At 63.4% G+C, this 16167-nt stretch carries 11 protein-coding genes and 1 pseudogene; 9 read left to right on the top strand and 3 right to left on the bottom strand.

The genetic code is table 11. The annotated features are described in order from the left end of the window. Positions 1 to 366: a response regulator gene (locus DVDV_RS05370; RefSeq protein ID WP_075353685.1), complete on the bottom strand. Its 366-nt coding sequence runs from the start codon at positions 364 to 366 to the stop codon at positions 1 to 3. 223 nt (positions 367 to 589) lie between these two features. Between DVDV_RS05370 and ftsH the strand changes: the two genes are divergently transcribed. From ftsH to DVDV_RS05415, 9 genes and pseudogenes are all read left to right on the top strand, one after another. Further along, positions 590 to 2611 (top strand): ATP-dependent zinc metalloprotease FtsH, encoded by a 2022-nt coding sequence (gene ftsH, locus DVDV_RS05375; RefSeq protein ID WP_075353686.1) that lies wholly within the window; start codon positions 590 to 592, stop codon positions 2609 to 2611. Further along, a pseudogene (gene folP / locus DVDV_RS05380) lies at positions 2601 to 3454 on the top strand (dihydropteroate synthase). Before ftsH ends, folP begins: the two are co-directional and overlap by 11 nt. Positions 3455 to 3489: 35 nt before the next feature. Beyond that, positions 3490 to 4254, top strand: a complete 765-nt coding sequence (cdaA, locus tag DVDV_RS05385) for a diadenylate cyclase CdaA (protein ID WP_075353707.1) — start codon at positions 3490 to 3492, stop codon at positions 4252 to 4254. Continuing rightward, positions 4251 to 5147, top strand: coding sequence for a CdaR family protein (locus tag DVDV_RS05390; RefSeq protein ID WP_075353687.1), 897 nt, complete (start codon positions 4251 to 4253; stop codon positions 5145 to 5147). The genes cdaA and DVDV_RS05390 overlap by 4 nt, the downstream gene beginning before the upstream one ends. Positions 5148 to 5175: 28 nt before the next feature. Then, positions 5176 to 6528, top strand: coding sequence for a phosphoglucosamine mutase (glmM, locus tag DVDV_RS05395; protein ID WP_075353688.1), 1353 nt, complete (start codon positions 5176 to 5178; stop codon positions 6526 to 6528). A 196-nt stretch (positions 6529 to 6724) separates the two neighbouring features. After that, a complete protein-coding gene (galU, locus tag DVDV_RS05400; RefSeq protein WP_075353708.1) occupies positions 6725 to 7597 on the top strand; it encodes a UTP--glucose-1-phosphate uridylyltransferase GalU in 873 nt (290 codons plus the stop codon). Positions 7598 to 7777: 180 nt separating this feature from the next. Next, positions 7778 to 10156 (top strand): primosomal protein N', encoded by a 2379-nt coding sequence (priA, locus tag DVDV_RS05405; RefSeq protein ID WP_075353689.1) that lies wholly within the window; start codon positions 7778 to 7780, stop codon positions 10154 to 10156. A gap of 22 nt (positions 10157 to 10178) precedes the next feature. Continuing rightward, on the top strand, positions 10179 to 11279 hold the full coding sequence (locus tag DVDV_RS05410) for a hypothetical protein (RefSeq protein WP_075353690.1): 1101 nt from the start codon (positions 10179 to 10181) through the stop codon (positions 11277 to 11279). Positions 11280 to 11629: 350 nt separating this feature from the next. Beyond that, on the top strand, positions 11630 to 13411 hold the full coding sequence (locus DVDV_RS05415; protein ID WP_254845263.1) for a PAS domain S-box protein: 1782 nt from the start codon (positions 11630 to 11632) through the stop codon (positions 13409 to 13411). 4 nt (positions 13412 to 13415) lie between these two features. Here the strand turns inward: DVDV_RS05415 and DVDV_RS05420 are convergent, their stop codons facing one another. Then, a complete protein-coding gene (locus tag DVDV_RS05420) occupies positions 13416 to 15077 on the bottom strand; it encodes a glycosyltransferase family 2 protein (protein ID WP_254845264.1) in 1662 nt (553 codons plus the stop codon). Further along, positions 15074 to 16114 carry a glycosyltransferase gene (locus DVDV_RS05425; protein ID WP_075353691.1) on the bottom strand — a complete coding sequence of 347 codons (1041 nt, stop codon included), beginning with the start codon at positions 16112 to 16114 and terminating at the stop codon, positions 15074 to 15076. Before DVDV_RS05425 ends, DVDV_RS05420 begins: the two co-directional genes overlap by 4 nt. Positions 16115 to 16167 lie beyond the last annotated feature (53 nt).

A 16167-nucleotide genomic window follows, 5' to 3' on the forward strand; every position in this document is an offset into this window, starting at 1 on the left:
TCAGCCGATAAAGCGGCGCACCACAGCCACGAGACTGGCCGGCTCAAACGGTTTGACAACCCAGCCCGAGGCTCCGGCGGCCACGGCTTTATCCCGAAGCGGCCGCTGGGATTCGGTGGTCAGCACCAGGACCGGGGTGAAGCGCGTATCCGTGCGGGCGCGCAGATGGGCGAGCAGTTCAATCCCGCCGATATTGGGCATATTGATGTCGGTGATGACCATGTCGAATTCCCCGGAAACCTTGTCCAGGGCGTCCGCCCCGTCCACGGCTTCGACCACGTCGAAACCGGCCTGGCGCAGGGCTTGGGAGACCAGGGTTCGCACACTTTCGGAGTCGTCAACGGTTAAAATACGCTTCTCGGCCATTACTGCTCCTTGCCGGCCCTGCCTTCGAGGCTTATCATAGCAGACAATATGAAGCATCGAAACCCTTGGCAAGCCTCCACGGTCGATTGGGACAGTCGCCGACGGACGGGCCGGTGGTAGCGGCATCGTCGCGTGGACAGGTCGGGTATGGCTGTGTTATCGCTGACGCCTTATACAACCCACGGGCCGCCTCGGCCCCATCCGTCCTCCGGAGGACTCTAGTTTGAACAGCTTCGCGAAAAATCTCATGCTCTGGGCGGCCATCTCCCTGGTCATGGTCGTCCTGTTCAATTTGTTCAACCAGCCCCAAAGCCAGAGCACCAAGTTCTCCTATTCTGAATTCATGCAGAAGGTGAATGCAGGAGACGTGGTTTCCGTCAAAATTCAGGGCAAAAAAATCACTGGCGTGGCCGCGGGCGGCGGCAAATTCATCACCTACGCCCCGGAAGACCCCAATCTCGTGGGGTCGCTTATGGCCAAAAAAATCGAGGTGATGGCCGAACCGGACGAGGAATCGCCCTGGTACATGACGCTGCTTGTGTCCTGGTTCCCCATGCTGCTGCTGGTCGGCGTCTGGATCTTTTTCATGCGCCAGATGCAGGGCGGCGGCGGCCGGGCCATGAACTTCGGCCGTTCCCGGGCGCGCATGATCACCCAGGAGCAGACCCGGATCACCTTTGACGATGTGGCCGGCGTGGATGAAGCCAAGGAAGAGCTGTACGAAGTGGTGCAGTTTCTCTCTGATCCCAAGAAGTTCACCCGGTTGGGCGGGCGCATCCCCAAGGGCGTGCTGCTGGTCGGTTCGCCCGGAACGGGCAAGACCCTGCTGGCCCGGGCAGTGGCCGGCGAAGCCGGGGTGCCGTTTTTCTCCATATCCGGCTCCGACTTTGTGGAAATGTTCGTGGGCGTGGGCGCGGCCCGGGTTCGCGACCTGTTTTTGCAGGGCAAGAAAAACGCCCCGTGCCTGATCTTTATCGACGAAATTGACGCTGTGGGCCGTCAGCGCGGCGCCGGTCTTGGCGGCGGGCATGACGAGCGCGAACAGACGTTAAACCAGCTTCTGGTCGAAATGGACGGGTTTGAGTCCAACGAGGGCGTCATCCTTATTGCCGCCACCAACCGGCCCGACGTTTTGGACCCGGCTTTGCTGCGTCCCGGCCGTTTTGACCGGCAGGTGGTGGTGCCCACCCCGGATGTGCGCGGCCGCCGGCGCATCCTCGAAGTCCACACCCGCCGTTCGCCCCTGTCGCCGGACGTCAACCTGGACATCCTGGCCCGGGGAACGCCCGGCTTTTCCGGAGCGGACCTGGAAAACCTGGTCAACGAGGCCGCCCTGCAGGCGGCCAAGATCAATAAAGACCGGGTGGACATGGCCGACTTCGAGCATGCCAAAGACAAGGTGCTCATGGGCAAGGAGCGCAGAAGCCTCATTCTCACCGATGAGGAAAAACGCACCACCGCCTACCATGAGGCCGGTCATGCCCTGGTGGCCAAGAAGTTGGTCGGCACCGACCCCATCCACAAGGTGTCCATCATCCCGCGCGGCATGGCCCTTGGCATCACCATGCAGTTGCCGACCGACGACCGGCACAACTATTCCCGCGACTTCCTGCAAAAAAATCTGGCCGTGCTCATGGGCGGCCGGGTGGCTGAAGAGCTCGTCCTCAACCAGCTCACCACCGGAGCCGGCAACGACATCGAGCGCGCCACCACCATGGCCCGCAAGATGGTCTGCTCCTGGGGCATGAGCGAGGTGCTCGGGCCGCTGTCCTACGGCGAGCGCGAAGATGAGATCTTTCTGGGCAAGGATCTCGTGCACCATCGCAACTTCAGCGAGGAGACCTCGCGCCAGATCGACGCCGAGGTGCGCAAGATCGTCGAGTCGGCCTACCGCCGGGCGCGCAGCATTCTTGAAAGCGAGGGCGAGGCCCTGGAGTCCATTGCCAAGGCCCTGCTTGAACGCGAAACCATCACCGGCGACGAAATCGACCGTCTCCTGCGGGGAGAAACCCTGCCCCCTCCGGAACCTCCGGTCGGGACGTCGGCTGGGACGACCGGGGGCGCTGCCGCCAGCGCGCCGGGAACCGGGCCAGAAGCCGCTTCTGGAACCGCCGCCGCCGCACCGACGGCCCCGCAGGCCGCTGCGCCGTCTGGTGACGAGTTCACGCTTGAACCCGACGATGCCAAACCGGCGGACGCCTCCGGCCCTGGGGACGGCTCCTCCGGCCAGGGCCATGGCCGGTAAAACACCTGCCCTGTGGCGTCTGGCTGCGGGACGGGAAATCGACTGCGCCGCTGATCGCATCGCCGGCATCGTCAACGTCACCCCGGACTCCTTTTACGACGGCGGCCGCCACGACACCGTGGCGGCCGCCGTCGCCCATGGCCTGGCCCTGGCCCGGGAAGGGGCGGACATCCTGGACGTGGGGGGCGAATCCACCCGGCCGGGAGCCGCCCCGGTGTCGGGGGCTCAGGAGATCGAGCGCGTCGTGCCGGTCATTGCCGCCCTGGCCGCTGCGCTGCCGACCGTGCCGCTGTCGGTCGACACCTACCGGGCCGGCTGTGCCGCCGCTGCCCTGGCGGCCGGGGCGGTCATCGTCAACGACGTCTCGGCCTGCTCCTTTGATCCCGGCCTGCTTGAAGTGGTGGCCGGGGAAAAAATCCCGGCTACGTGCTCATGCACAGCCTGGGACGGCCGGACGTCATGCAGGCCGATCCCCGCTACGACGACGTGGTGGCCGAGATCCTGGCCTTTTTCGAAGTGAAGCTGGCCATGCTCGTGGCCGCCGGCCTGCCCGAGGACCATGTGGTCCTTGATCCGGGCATCGGGTTTGGCAAACGGCCCGAGCACAATCTGGCCATCCTGCGCCATCTCGACCGGTTCGCCAATCTCGGGCGTCCCATCTATCTGGGGCTGTCCAACAAATCATTTTTCGCTTCCCTGTGCGGCCTGCCTGTCGGCGAGCGCAATCAGGCCACGGCCGTTGCCTCGGCCTTGTGTTCCGCCCGGGGAGCGCGCATCCACCGGGTCCACGACGTCGCCTCGGTCAAAACGGCCCTGTGTCTGGCCGCAAGCCTCGCGGCCTGATCCTGCCGATCGTGCCGCACACCTTTGCGTTTACCATGGGAAGCTTCATCGACAATCTGCATATCACCTGGCGTGAGCTCCTCGATATCGCCGTGGTCACCTTCATTTTCTACCGGGGGCTGCTGCTCATTCGCGGCACCCGGGCCGCCTCGGTGCTCCACGGTTTTCTGCTCATCCTCATCATCTATTATGTATCCGGCGAATTCGGGCTCAATACCCTGCACTGGCTGCTCACCAACTTTCTCGGTTCGATCTTCCTGGTCATCATCATCCTGTTTCAGGCCGACATCCGAAAGGCCCTGTCCTCGGTCGGGGCGGGCGGGTTCTTCCGCCGGCGGCGCGAAACAGTCTCCGAAGCGGCCCTGGACGAATACATCCTGGCCGTGTTCCAAATGGCCCGGACCCATACCGGGGCGCTGATCGTTTTTGAGCGCCGCGTTCCGCTGGGCGATTATGTCCAGCGCGGGGTCGAGCTTGGTGCGCGGCCCAGCCGTGAACTGCTCGGGACCATTTTTTTTCCGGACACGCCGCTCCACGACGGGGCGGTCATTATCCAGGGAGAAAGCGTGGCTGCGGCCGGCTGCATTCTGCCGCTCATTGCCGGCGTCCCCCTGGATGCGAGTCTGGGCACCCGCCACCGTGCAGCCCTGGGCATTACCGAGGAGACCGACGCCTTGGCCGTGGTGGTGTCCGAGGAGCGGGGGGTGGTGTCGGTGGCTGACGGGGGCAAGCTTATTTCCCCGGTGGATGAGATGACCCTAAAAAACATGCTCTGGAATCTCGTGGCCAAACGCCCATGAAACCGAACTGGCAATACCTTCTCCTGGCCCTGGCTATGGCTCTTTTCTGCTGGTATCTTGTGACCGGCCGGGAAAAGGTCGATACCTGGATGCCCATGCGGGTGGAGATGACGGGGCTGCCTGAAGACCTCTACATCAAATCCGGCATCATCGGCGCGGTGGATGTGCTGCTGCGGGGACCGCGCGGCGTGGCCCGCAAGATCGACGAAAGCCAGCTCGTCTACAGTCTCAATTTGTCCAAGATCGTGCCTGGCAAGAACATTGTTCTGTTTGAGCCCAAAAACATTCCCCTGCCCAAGGTCTATGAGGTGGTGGAAATCCGGCCCACCCGGCTGGAACTGGAAGTGGAACGCCGGGCCGTTAAAACCGTGCCGGTCAAGGTGATGCTGCGCTCCTCGCCCCCGGATGGCTTTTCCATGTCAGCGGTGCGGGCGGTGCCGGATACAGTGCGTTTGACCGGACCGGCCGGCAAGCTTGAGAAGATTACAGAAATCCGGACCCAGGCCATCACCTTGCCCCAGCCGCCTCCGGCCCGGTTCGACGAGCGGGTGCCGCTTGACGTGCCTGAGGATGTGGACGTGTCGCCGCCGGCCGTCCAGGTGGTCATGGGCTTTGCCGCCAAGGAATCTGAAATCACGCTGCGCGCGCCGTTGGCCATCAAAAAGCCCAAGGGCCGGGAGGCGGATGTCGCGCCCCAGGCCGTGACCCTTCGCATCAAGGGGCCGGCGGCCATTATCTCGGACAAGGATTTCCCCGGTCTGGTGGAAGCAACTCTGGAGTTGAAGCCTGATCTTGATCCGGGTAAGTATGAAGCGTCGTATCGGGTGAAGATGCCGCAGGGCTGCGAACTGATCGAAGCCAAACCCGACAAGGTGTCGCTGACTGTGAAATGAGGCCGGCGTGAACCGGCCGCACCAAGGAATGGAAAAAAAACTTTTCGGAACCGACGGACTGCGCGGCAAGGTCAACACCTATCCTATGACCCCGGACGTGGTCATGCGCCTGGGGTTGTCGGCCGGTCTGCATTTCCACAACGGCGGCCGCCGCCATAAGGTCCTCATCGGCAAGGACACGCGCCTGTCCGGCTATATCTATGAATACGCCCTGGCTGCCGGGTTTTGCGCCGCCGGCATGGACGTTTTCCTGGTCGGCCCGCTGCCAACGCCGGCCATCTCCTTTCTCACCCGGGATATGCGCGCCGACGTCGGCGTGGTGATCTCGGCTTCCCACAATCCTTCCTGCGACAACGGCATCAAGTTTTTCGACCATATGGGATTCAAGCTTCCCGATGCCGTGGAAGCCGAAATCGCCGCCTCGGTCGAGGGCTGTTCCCATGACTGGGCTTTGCCCGAGCCCGACGCAGTGGGCCGGGCCTTCAAACTCCAAGACAGCACCGGCCGCTACAACGTGTTTCTCAAAAACACCATTCCGCTCGACATCAATTTCGACGGCATGAAAATCGTGCTCGACTGCGCCAACGGTGCGGCCTTTAGGGTGGCTCCCCAGGTGTTTGAAGAGCTTGGGGCCAAGGTGGTCAAGATCGGCGTGGACCCTGACGGCACCAACATCAACCTGGGCGTCGGCTCGCTTTTCCCCGAGCAGGTCGGGCGCACCGTGGTCGAAACCGGGGCCGACATCGGCATTGCCCTGGACGGCGACGCCGACCGGGTCATTGTTTCCGACGAAAAGGGCCGTATTCTCGACGGCGACCAGATCATGGCCATCTGTGCCCTGGATTTCCTCGAACGCGGGGCGCTGCCGGGCAACCTGCTGGTGGCCACGGTCATGAGCAATATGGCCCTGGAAGTGTTCATGAACGAACACGGCGGCACGCTCATGCGCACGCCGGTCGGCGACCGCTACGTGGTCGAGGCCATGCGGGCCAAGGGCGCGGTCCTTGGCGGGGAACAGTCCGGGCATCTGATCTTTTTAAACCACAGCACCACCGGCGACGGCACCCTGGCCGCCTTGCAGCTCATGAAGATCATGGTGCGAAAGGGCAAACGGCTGTCCGAACTGGCCACCTTGCTGGCCCCCTTTCCGCAAAAACTCGTCAATGTGCCGGTGAAACAAAAAATTCCCTTCAGCCAGGCTCCGGCCATCGAGCAGGCGGTTTGCGAGGCCGAAACTCTCCTGGCCGGGCGGGGCAGGGTGCTCCTTCGCTACTCCGGCACCGAATCCCTTGCCCGGGTCATGGTCGAGGCCGAGGATGCGGTCCTGGTCGAGACATTGTGCGCCCGGCTGGCCGATACCGTGGCCCTGGCCCTGCGCTGAGTCGGTTGCTTGGAACCACCTTTTGGGGCTGGACTTGTTAATGCAAAGCATTTAACGTCGGTTGTTGATGCCGGGAGCCATCATCAGGGTGGGGCTCGGCACAATCGGGCAGGTCAATATCCGGACGGCCGGCGCGCTGGCGCGGTTCGCCGCCTCCGAAAAATACCGGGCAGTGCGCGCATTCAAGGAGAAGAGCATGGAAATCAAGAAGGTGGTCATTCCCGTCGCCGGATGGGGTACGCGGTCGTTGCCGGCCACGAAGAACATCCCCAAGGAAATGCTGCCCGTCTACAACAAGCCCGTGGTGCAGTATGTGGTCGAAGAAGCCCAGGCTTCGGGGCTGCAGGATGTGGTGTTCGTCACCAACCGCAACAAGACCATTATTGAAGACCATTTCGACTACAACCTCACCCTCGAGGATTTGCTGACCCGTACCGGCAAGACCGAAATGCTCAAGAAGGTCCGGGAAGTGGCGGAGATGGTCAACATTATTTCCGTGCGCCAGAAAAAGCAGCTGGGCCTGGGCCACGCCGTGCTTTGCGCCCGGGAAGTCTGCAAAAACGATCCTTTTGCCGTCATGGTCGGCGACGATCTCATGTTCAGCATGGAGCCGGGCATCAAGCAGCTCCTCACCGTGGCCCAGTCCGAGCACATGCCGGTCATTGGCGTCATGGAAGTGCCGCCCCACATGGTTTCGCGCTACGGCATCATTGACGGCGAAGAATTCGCCCCGGGCATGTACCGGGTGCGGGATCTGGTGGAAAAGCCCAAGGTCAACGAGGCTCCCTCCCGGCTGGCCATCGTCGGCCGGTATGTCCTTTTCCCGGACATCTTCTACCATCTGGAGAAGGTGGCCCCGGGCCATGGCGGCGAAATCCAGCTGACCGACGCGCTCAAGGGGCTGGCCGGCAACAACCGTCTGCTTGCCGTCAAGATTCAGGGCCAGCGTTTCGACGCCGGTGACTGGGTGGATTACCTTACCGCCAACATCTATTTCGCTCTGCATGACGAGGTTCTGCGCGAGTCCCTGGTGCCGCGTCTGCGTGAGCTGCTGCCGTTTGGGAGCTAGGCGTTACGACCTGCCCCGGCTTCGGTCAGAGATTTGTCGCGCCCGGGGGGATCGCCCCCCGGGCGTTTCCTTTTGGCTGTCCGGTGGTTCCGGCCGCCTGCCGCTGGTTGCGGGTGACCCCGGATATGGCGCACCGTTGCCTGCTTAACCCATGAGCCTGTTTGCCAAGGACGCCGGACTATGACCGCCGCCATTGCCGTCGCCCTGACCGCGCCTCCCTACAGCGTCCTCACCTACGCCCTGCCGTCCTATTTTACGCCGGCCGATTTTCCGGTCGGCCTGCGCCTGCTTGTGCCGGTGGCCAACTGGCTGCGTGCCGGGGTGGTGGTCGAGACCGGGGCCACCCCGCCTCCCGGGGTGACCCTGCGCGCTGCCGTATGGCCCCTGGAGCGCCGGCCCCTTTGCGACAGCGACTATATGGAACTGGTGGCCAGCCTGGCCAACCGCCATATGGCCACGCCCGGCCGCATCCTCGGGTCGCTGTTGCCGCGCGGCCTGCGCTCTTCCAAAGTGGTCTTTGCCTGCAGCGAGGCCGGCATCCCCCGATCGTTGACTGCCCTGGCCCTGTCGCGAAAGCCGCCGGCCGAACTGGCCCGGCTTGCTGATGCCTGGCGGACCGGGACCATGCTGTGCCGGCTCGATGCGGCCGAGCGCGACCCCCTGTGCTCCCTGGCCGCGGATCCGCCCTGGCCTGTGCGCCCGGGCGCTGCCCGGCAGATGGCTGTGCTTGATCTGCTTTGCGACCAGGGCCCCATGCCGCTTTCCGATCTCAAAAAGCGCCTTGGGCCGGGGACGTTGCCGCTGTTGCGGCGATTGTCCGATCTGGGGCTCGTGCGCTTGAGCGAAGGGGATCCGACGGCCGTTTGCCAGGAGGAAGGGGAGGCGCTCCCGGCGGATCTGCCGCCGCTGACCGATGAGCAGGCTGCCGCCCTGGCCGATTTGTCCGTGGCCCTTGACCACCCGGACGGCGCGGCCAGGCTGGTCTACGGCGTCACTGGCAGCGGCAAGACCCGCCTGTATATGGAACTGGCCCGGCTGACCCTTCAAAAGGGGCGGCAAGTCCTGCTTTTGGCCCCGGAAGTGGCCCTGGCCGCCAAGCTCCATCGGGCTGCAGTGCGGACCTTTCCCCAGGTCCGGCCGCTGTTCTACCACGGCTACCAGCCGCCTTCGGTGCGCGAGGAGTCATTTTGGCGGGCTGCCGGCGACGATGCCCCGGTGGTGGTGGCCGGCACCCGCTCGGCCCTGCTGTTGCCGCTGCGCAATGTCGGCCTCATTGTCCTTGACGAAGAGCACGACGGGGCCTTCAAACAGGAGGATCGTCTGCCCTATCAGGCCAAGGAAGTAGGCTTTTTCCGGGCCAAACAGTCCGGGGCGCTTTTTGTCCTGGGGTCGGCCACCCCGGACGTCAAGACCTTCCACGCCGCCAAGGCCGGCCATGTCCCCATGGTGCGCCTGGCCAGCCGGGTGGGCGGCGGCACAATGCCGGCCATCGAACTGGTGGATATGCGGGGGGCCGGCAAACTGACGGCGGTGGCCGGCAAACGCGAAACCGGCGACCGCACCGGCGTATTGACCGATCTGGCCGCTGCTGCCCTGGCCGAGACGGTTGCGGCCGGCGATCAGGCCATGATCCTGCTCAATCGCCGGGGCTATGCGCCGCTTCTTTTTTGCCTGGACTGCGAGACGCCGGTGCGCTGTCCCCGCTGCGAACTGTCCCTGACCTTTCATAAGGACCGGGAACGGCTGGTGTGCCACTACTGCGGCTTCGCCCGGCCCCATCCTTCGCCCTGTCCGGGGTGCGGCGGGGCCAGTTTCCTGCCCATGGGCGTTGGGTCCGAGATGCTGGAGGAACAGTTGTCCGGGGTATTGCCGACCGGCACGGTCGTGGCCCGCCTGGACCGCGATGTGGCTCGGCGGCCTGAACGGGCCGAGGCCATTCTCTCGGAATTTGCCTCGGGCCAGGCCCAGGTGCTGGTCGGCACCCAGATGCTGTCCAAAGGCCACCATTTCCCGGCTGTGACCCTGGTCATTGCCGCCGACGCCGACCTGGGCCGCAATTTGCCGGATTACCGGGCCTCGGAGCGGACCTTTCAGTTGCTCACCCAGGTGGCCGGCCGGGCCGGCCGGGGCGAGCGGCCGGGCCGGGTGCTGATCCAGACCAGGATGCCGGATGATCCGTTTTTTGCCCATGTCATTCGGGGTGATTTTGAAGGCTTCTATGAGCTGGAGCTTTCCCGGCGACGCCGGTTGTGTTATCCGCCATTCATTCGCCTGGGTCTGGCCCGGTTGAGTTTTCCCAGGGAGTTGGAAAACGGCTATGCCCTGGCTGCGGCCGTGGGCGAGGCCATGCGGCTGGCGGCCGGGCCGCTTGGCGTGCGGGTGATGGGGCCGGCTCCGGCTCCGCTGGCCCTGATGGCCGGGCGCAGGCGGCTCCATTGCCTGCTCAAATCGCCGGATTGGCCAAGTGTGCGCCAGGTTTTCGCAGCCGGCCGGGAGGCTCTGTCCGGCTCGACCAAGGTCCGCTTCACCCTGGATCTCGATCCGGTGGACATGCTCTAAACTCAAACGGGCGGGGGAACGGTTGCACAACGCGTTTGTAAATGATGACGCCAAGCTGTTGCGGGACGTCGAATCCGCTCTGGCGAGTCGGCGGCAGGCCGGGCTCGACGGCCTGGTGGGCAATCTGGCGGCTGTTGTTATCAATGTTGCACCCAAGGATCTTGTGCCGGCTGCCGAAGAGTTGCTGGCAACGACAGGACTGGTTTTTGAGGCGGCCCTGGACGACCCGCTGACCGGCGACGGCAGTCCGGCACTGGTATTGCGCGATCCCGAGGGGGCGGATTTTATCGTGAGAAGCCGCACCCCCGGTCTTGCCAACCCGTTTGTACCCTACAACTGCGGCACCAAAACGGCTGCGCTCGTCCCGGCCCGCCTGGAAACCTTTATTTTCGAGTGCCACGATCTCGACCGCTATGCCGCCATCCAGCGGGAGCGGGGCGTGGCCTTTGCCACGGCAGCGCCCTGGGTGACCGATGCCTTTTCGTTTCTGCAGACCATGCCCTCGGCCCATACCGGAAATTCCCTGGGTTTTATCCAGTGGCATGGCCGTCCCGGAATGTATCTGCACGGCCAAAGCCGGCTGCTGCCCCTGACTGCGGCCAAGGCGGACCATCTCTGGCTGGCCCGGATCGGCAGCCTGGACCATGTGGCCACCCGGGTGCGGGCCAGGCATCGCGATGCTGCCATTGTGGAGTTTCTGGCCCTGACCAACTACCGCTTCGATTTTGCCGTGTACGTGGAGTCGCTTAATTCCATCACCAACGTGGCCCGGCTTGGGGTCGGCGACTATGCCCAGGTGTTCACCTCGGGCATCGGTTCCCCGGATGCGGAGCCTGGGGCTGGTCCCACCGAGGGATTTATCGCCAACTACGGCCTGCGTCCCCATCACATGGCCTTTGGCACTGACGGCATTGAAGAAGTGGTTTCCGGGCTGCAATCGGAAGGGATGCAGTTCCTGTCGGAACTGGTCGGTTCGCGGGAAGAGGGCCTCAAACAGATTTTTTCGGCCATGTCGCCGCAAACCATGCTGGTCAACGAGTATATAGAGCGCTATGATGGATTTGATGGGTTTTTCACCAAGAGCAACGTGACGCGGCTGACAAAAGCGACGGAAAAGCAATAGCGGACTTTATTTTTTCATTGGCTGCAAGAGGTGTTGCATATCGAGGCAAGGCAGGGGATTCCTGAGCATTTTTTTCCGAAAACGGACGGCGTATTATGTTGATGCAGGAGTCTTACAGGACAGGGAATGGATTGGTTGGCCGTTTGCCAATCACAATTACGATGCTGTACGCCGTATTTGGGCTGTTGTGGATCTTTTTTTCTGATCGTCTCGTTGATATTTTTTTTCGCAGTGATACAGATCTTCTCTTGCAGGCATCATCTGTCAAAGGATTTTTCTTTATAGGCATCACATCGCTGTTGCTCTATATGATTCTTAAGCGATATGCCGCCGTGATAGGCTTTAAGGAAATGGAATTGCGGCAGAGCGAGGAACGCTACAGGTTGGTGGTGGAATTCGCTCCGGATGCAATTTTTATACACGACGGAATCCGTTTCGTTTACGCCAATACCGAAGCGGTTAAATTGTTCGGGGCACAGTCCCCGGACGCCCTCGTCGGGCGTGATGTCCTCGATTTTGTTCCTGAGGATTGCCGACCTTCCGTGGCCGAGCGCATCCGGCAAAATATCGTTCACAATCTCCCGGTCCAACTGCGGGAACAGGTGTATTTGCGGTTGGATGGAGGGAAAATCGAGGTGGAAGTCTCGGCAGTCCCGTTTCTGCTCAACGGTTCTCCCGGTGCGTTGGCCTTTTTGCGCGACGTCGGCCCGCGCAAGGCCGCCGAGCGCAAGTTGCGGGAAAGCGAGACCAAATACCGCCTGCTTGCCGACAACGCCTCTGATCTCATCTCCCTTTTCGACGTCGAACAACGCCTGACGTACATGAGCCCTTCGGTTACGCGGTTGCTTGGGTTTTCCGTTGCCCAGGCTCTGTCCCGCTCCATTGATGAGACCTTGACTCCGGAGTCTGCCTCCCGGCTATTGCAGGCTTTGCAAGACATTAACGAATCCGGCCCGATTGACCGTAATTTCCTGCACACCATAGAACTGGAGATGTATTGCAAGGACGGCTCCACCGTGTGGGTTGAGTCCATGATGCGCGGCCTGTTCGATTCTACCGGTCAATTCCGGGGCTATATAAGCGTTTCTCGCGATATCAGCGAACGGCGGCGGGCCGAGGAAGAGCTGCGGCTCTCCCGTCAGTTCAATATGTTGATCCTTGAGGCCATTCCCGACCCGGTGTTCGTCAAGGACAGCTCCCATCGCTTTGTCCTTGTCAACGATGCACTGTGCGCCATGCTCGGCCAACCAGCCGACGCCATCATCGGCAAGCGCGACGAGGACTTCGTGCCCCGCGAGGAGGCGGCCGTTTTCGTTGAACGCGACAGCCTGGTCCTTGAAACCGGACAGGCCGATTTGTTTGAGGAATGTCTGACGGACGCCCAGGGGCAGGTGCGTACCCTGGTGACCCGCAAAGGGCTTTTTATCGATCCCAGAGGCAGCCGCTATATTGTCGGCGTCATCCGGGATGTGTCTGAGGACAAAGCCAAGGAACGACAGTTGCGCGACTCGCTCCTGGAAAAGGAAGTATTGCTCAAGGAAGTCCATCACCGGGTCAAAAACAATCTGCAGATTATCTCCAGTCTGCTTTTCCTGCAAAAAGATGCCATCAGCGATCCCGGCGTCCAGGACATTTTCGAGGAAAGCCGCAACCGGATCGCCTCCATGGCACTCATTCACGAGGAACTCTATCGCTCGGGCGATCTGGCCCGAGTGGACCTCAAGGAATATGTGGAGCGACTGGCCCCGAAAGTGGTGCAATCGCTTCGCGGCTACAAGAGCATCGGATTCAGCCTCAATCTGGCCCAGTGCCGGGTGAGCGTAGACAAGGCCATTCCCTTTGGCCTGATCATAAACGAGCTTTTGACCAACGCCGTCAAGCATGGTCTGGCCGACCGCGATGCCGGCAACATCCGGGTGACCATGGTCTGGGAAGAGGCCACGATCCGGGTTGTGGTGGAGGATGACGGGGCCGGATTGCCTGAGGGGTTTCATCCCGACGCGGTCAAGACGCTTGGGATGCAACTGGTGGTGCAGCTGACCCGGCAGTTACGGGGTTCGCTGACCTTTGGCAGCGGTGCGCAGGGGTCTGTCTTCCGCCTGAGTTTCCCCAAGGATGATCCGGCCGACTGACGGCTTATTTCCCCACGATTCCGACCTCGGCCAGTTCCAGGGCTTTGCAGCGCAGATCATGGGCCAGGGCGTCGCGCTGGAGCTTGGCCATGGCATCATAGTGTCCGTCGTGTCTGGCCACGAGCTTGTGCCAGTTGGCCTGCCCCCCGGCCAGTTGCTCCGGCCGCACAGGGGCCAGGGCTGGTGCTGGCCGGCGGTGGGCGACAGTGAGATGGCCCTGGTAGACGGGCGGGGTCCCGGCCAGAAACAGGCGCAGGTCGTGGTCCACGTCGTCGTACTGGGACGGGCTGTAGCGGATGTCGAAGCCGCCGGCCCCAAGCAGCCGGCCGCGGCGAAAAAGATGACAGCAGCCCATGACCGTCAGGCACGGCCGCAGATGGGCAAATCCCCCGTAATCAAAGCCCTGGGCGTGCAGGTCGGACAGAAACGGTCCGTCGTGGCCCCTTGGGGGGCCGGGCAGCAACAGGCCGTCAATGCCCTGGGCAATGGCCGGATTGCGGGCATCGGCCACATGGCAGCCCCAGACCCCGGCTCCGGGGTAGGCTTCAGCTGCCGCGGCCAGCCGGCCAAGCCAGTCCCCTGGCAGATCCACATCATCATCCAGATAGGCCACATACTCGGCCCGGCTGACGCGGGCATCGGCTGCCAGCCAGTTGCGGGCGGCTGGCGCGCCGATATTGACCGGCAGCCGGATGCCGGTCAGCCGGTCCTGGCCGACGCGACCGGTCCAGGTCGCAACCACCTCCGGGGTGGCATCCGTGGAGGCGTTGTCCAGGAGGTAGACGCGGCCTGGACCGGCGCTGGTGGTCAGATCGGAGGCAAAAAGGCTTTCCAGGGTGCGGTCGAGGTCGTCGGCCTTGTTATAGGTGTAAAGGGCCACACTGAGGCTTCCGGGCAGGAGCGAGCGGGCCTGGCCCCGGCCGGAAACCAGATCGGCCAGGGCCAGCATGGCCGAGACATGTTCAGGCGTGGCCAGCACCAGGGCGGCGAGATGGTCCCTGGCGGCCGGAGCATCCCCGGCAGCCAGGGCGGCCAGTCCCTGGCGGAAGAGACCGCCGGGCCAGGGAGCTTTCGCCTGGAGTGCGGCATAGTGCCCCATGGCCTGGGCCGGCCGGGCGTCAAGCAGGGCCAGATCACCGGCGATTTTATGGCCCAAGGGGACCAGATCGCCGGTCAGAACCCGGTCGGCCAGGATTGCGGCCTGGTCGAAATCCCGCTGCAGCACTGCCCGGCGAAGGGCTATATGGAGCCAGAAAAGGGCATGGCGGTCGTTTCGGATTTCGTTTTCCAGGTAGCTGTCAAGGCGGTCGGCAGTGTCGCCCAGAAGCAGGCGCTGGTAGTAGGCCGTATTGTCCGGCACGGTGAAACGGCTGGCCAGGGCAGTGACGAGGGCGGCAAAGGCCGGCGCAATAGACCCCGTCGGAAGGGTTGGCAACACCACGGCCAGGGCCTTGGCCGTTGGGCCATAGAGCGGGTCTTCCTCCAGGGCGGCTACCAGGAGACGGGCCTGACGACGCTGCCACAGGGCGGATACGGACGGGATGGCGGCTTTGTCCCCGGCCAGGGCGGCGGCGCGCAGCAAATGATCGCGGCCGACCGTGCCGGCCAGCAAGAGATCCATCAAAGGCAACGGGAACTCCGGGTCGTCAAGCCAGGATGCAGTCACGGCGTCTCTCCTTGGGCGGCAAAGTGCCAGGCATCGAGATAGGCGGCCGCCTGATTGCTCAGGCGATGGGAACTGTTGAGGGCCTCCCGGGCGTTTTGGGCCACACGACGGCGCAACCCGGCGTCCCGGGTCAGGCGCAGGACCGCCTCGGCCCAGGCTTCGGGGTGAGGGCCAACGAGCAGGCCGGTCAAGCCGTCCTCCACTACCGTCTGATAGGGTGGCAGGTCGGCGTAGATGCCGGCTGCGCCGATGGCTGCATATTCCTGCCATTTGACCGCACTCTTGGCCCGGTTAAAAACCGTATCAGCCAGGGGGGCCAACCCGATGGACAGGCCCAGGCGCGGCAATTTCGCAGCATAGGCGGCATAGTCCGGGGCAAAGGGCAGGCGCGTTGCTCCGGGAAAGCTGCCTGGGCTTGGCAGGCAGCCGTAAAACACGAAGCGGCCGGCGAAATCGGGTCTGTGGCAAAGTTGGGCAAGCGCCGGTTCCAGGGGGGCCAGATCCGGAGCATGGGACGGTGTGGCAGCAAGTCCGATGGCGGCCACAGCCCGGTTTGGCGGCACAGTCGGCCGCCACAGGCTATCCGGGAGGAAATTGGGCACCACGCGCACCCGGTCGGCAAAACGGCTGAAAACATCGGCCAGGACCGGCGTGCTGACGGTTACGAGGCTGGCCCGTCCGGCCGTATCGATGATGCTGGGCGTTATGGCGGCCATGCTGGCGAAAAACGGATGGTCCGACGGGATAGCGGTAAAATCGTCGTCCGTATCGTAAACCACGGGCTTGCCGCTGGCAAAGATGGCCTCAAGGATGGGGGCGGTCTGCGGCCCGGGGAAAAAACGCTGGATCAGGATGAGGTCGGCCGGTTCCAGGACGTCCGTGGTGACGCTATGGCCAGGGCCGTTGGGTATGGCTCCGGGCAGGAGACGCACGGCCCGGCCCAGGACGCGGGCCGGTTCGAACACCCGAAGCCGGGGGCAGGCAGCGGCCGGATCGTCGAAGCCGTAATAGGCGATGGTCAGCGGCGTGACGGGCATGGGCGGCTGGGGGCGCGCGCCTTCCGGCAGAAGGCGCGCGCCGCATGGGCCGG

Origin of the sequence: Desulfovibrio sp. DV (genome assembly GCF_001936595.1) — a bacterium.
In the GTDB taxonomy this organism is placed as follows: domain Bacteria; phylum Desulfobacterota; class Desulfovibrionia; order Desulfovibrionales; family Desulfovibrionaceae; genus Solidesulfovibrio.

What these genes read in the sequence shown, in the direction of transcription:
- DVDV_RS05370 (WP_075353685.1), bottom strand. Translation starts at nt 366, where the DNA reads ATGGCCGAGAAGCGTATTTTAACCGTTGACGACTCCGAAAGTGTGCGA.
- cdaA (WP_075353707.1), top strand. Translation starts at nt 3,490, where the DNA reads ATGGGAAGCTTCATCGACAATCTGCATATCACCTGGCGTGAGCTCCTC.
- DVDV_RS05390 (WP_075353687.1), top strand. Translation starts at nt 4,251, where the DNA reads ATGAAACCGAACTGGCAATACCTTCTCCTGGCCCTGGCTATGGCTCTT.
- glmM (WP_075353688.1), top strand. Translation starts at nt 5,176, where the DNA reads ATGGAAAAAAAACTTTTCGGAACCGACGGACTGCGCGGCAAGGTCAAC.
- galU (WP_075353708.1), top strand. Translation starts at nt 6,725, where the DNA reads ATGGAAATCAAGAAGGTGGTCATTCCCGTCGCCGGATGGGGTACGCGG.
- priA (WP_075353689.1), top strand. Translation starts at nt 7,778, where the DNA reads ATGACCGCCGCCATTGCCGTCGCCCTGACCGCGCCTCCCTACAGCGTC.
- DVDV_RS05415 (WP_254845263.1), top strand. Translation starts at nt 11,630, where the DNA reads ATGGAATTGCGGCAGAGCGAGGAACGCTACAGGTTGGTGGTGGAATTC.
- DVDV_RS05425 (WP_075353691.1), bottom strand. Translation starts at nt 16,114, where the DNA reads ATGCCCGTCACGCCGCTGACCATCGCCTATTACGGCTTCGACGATCCG.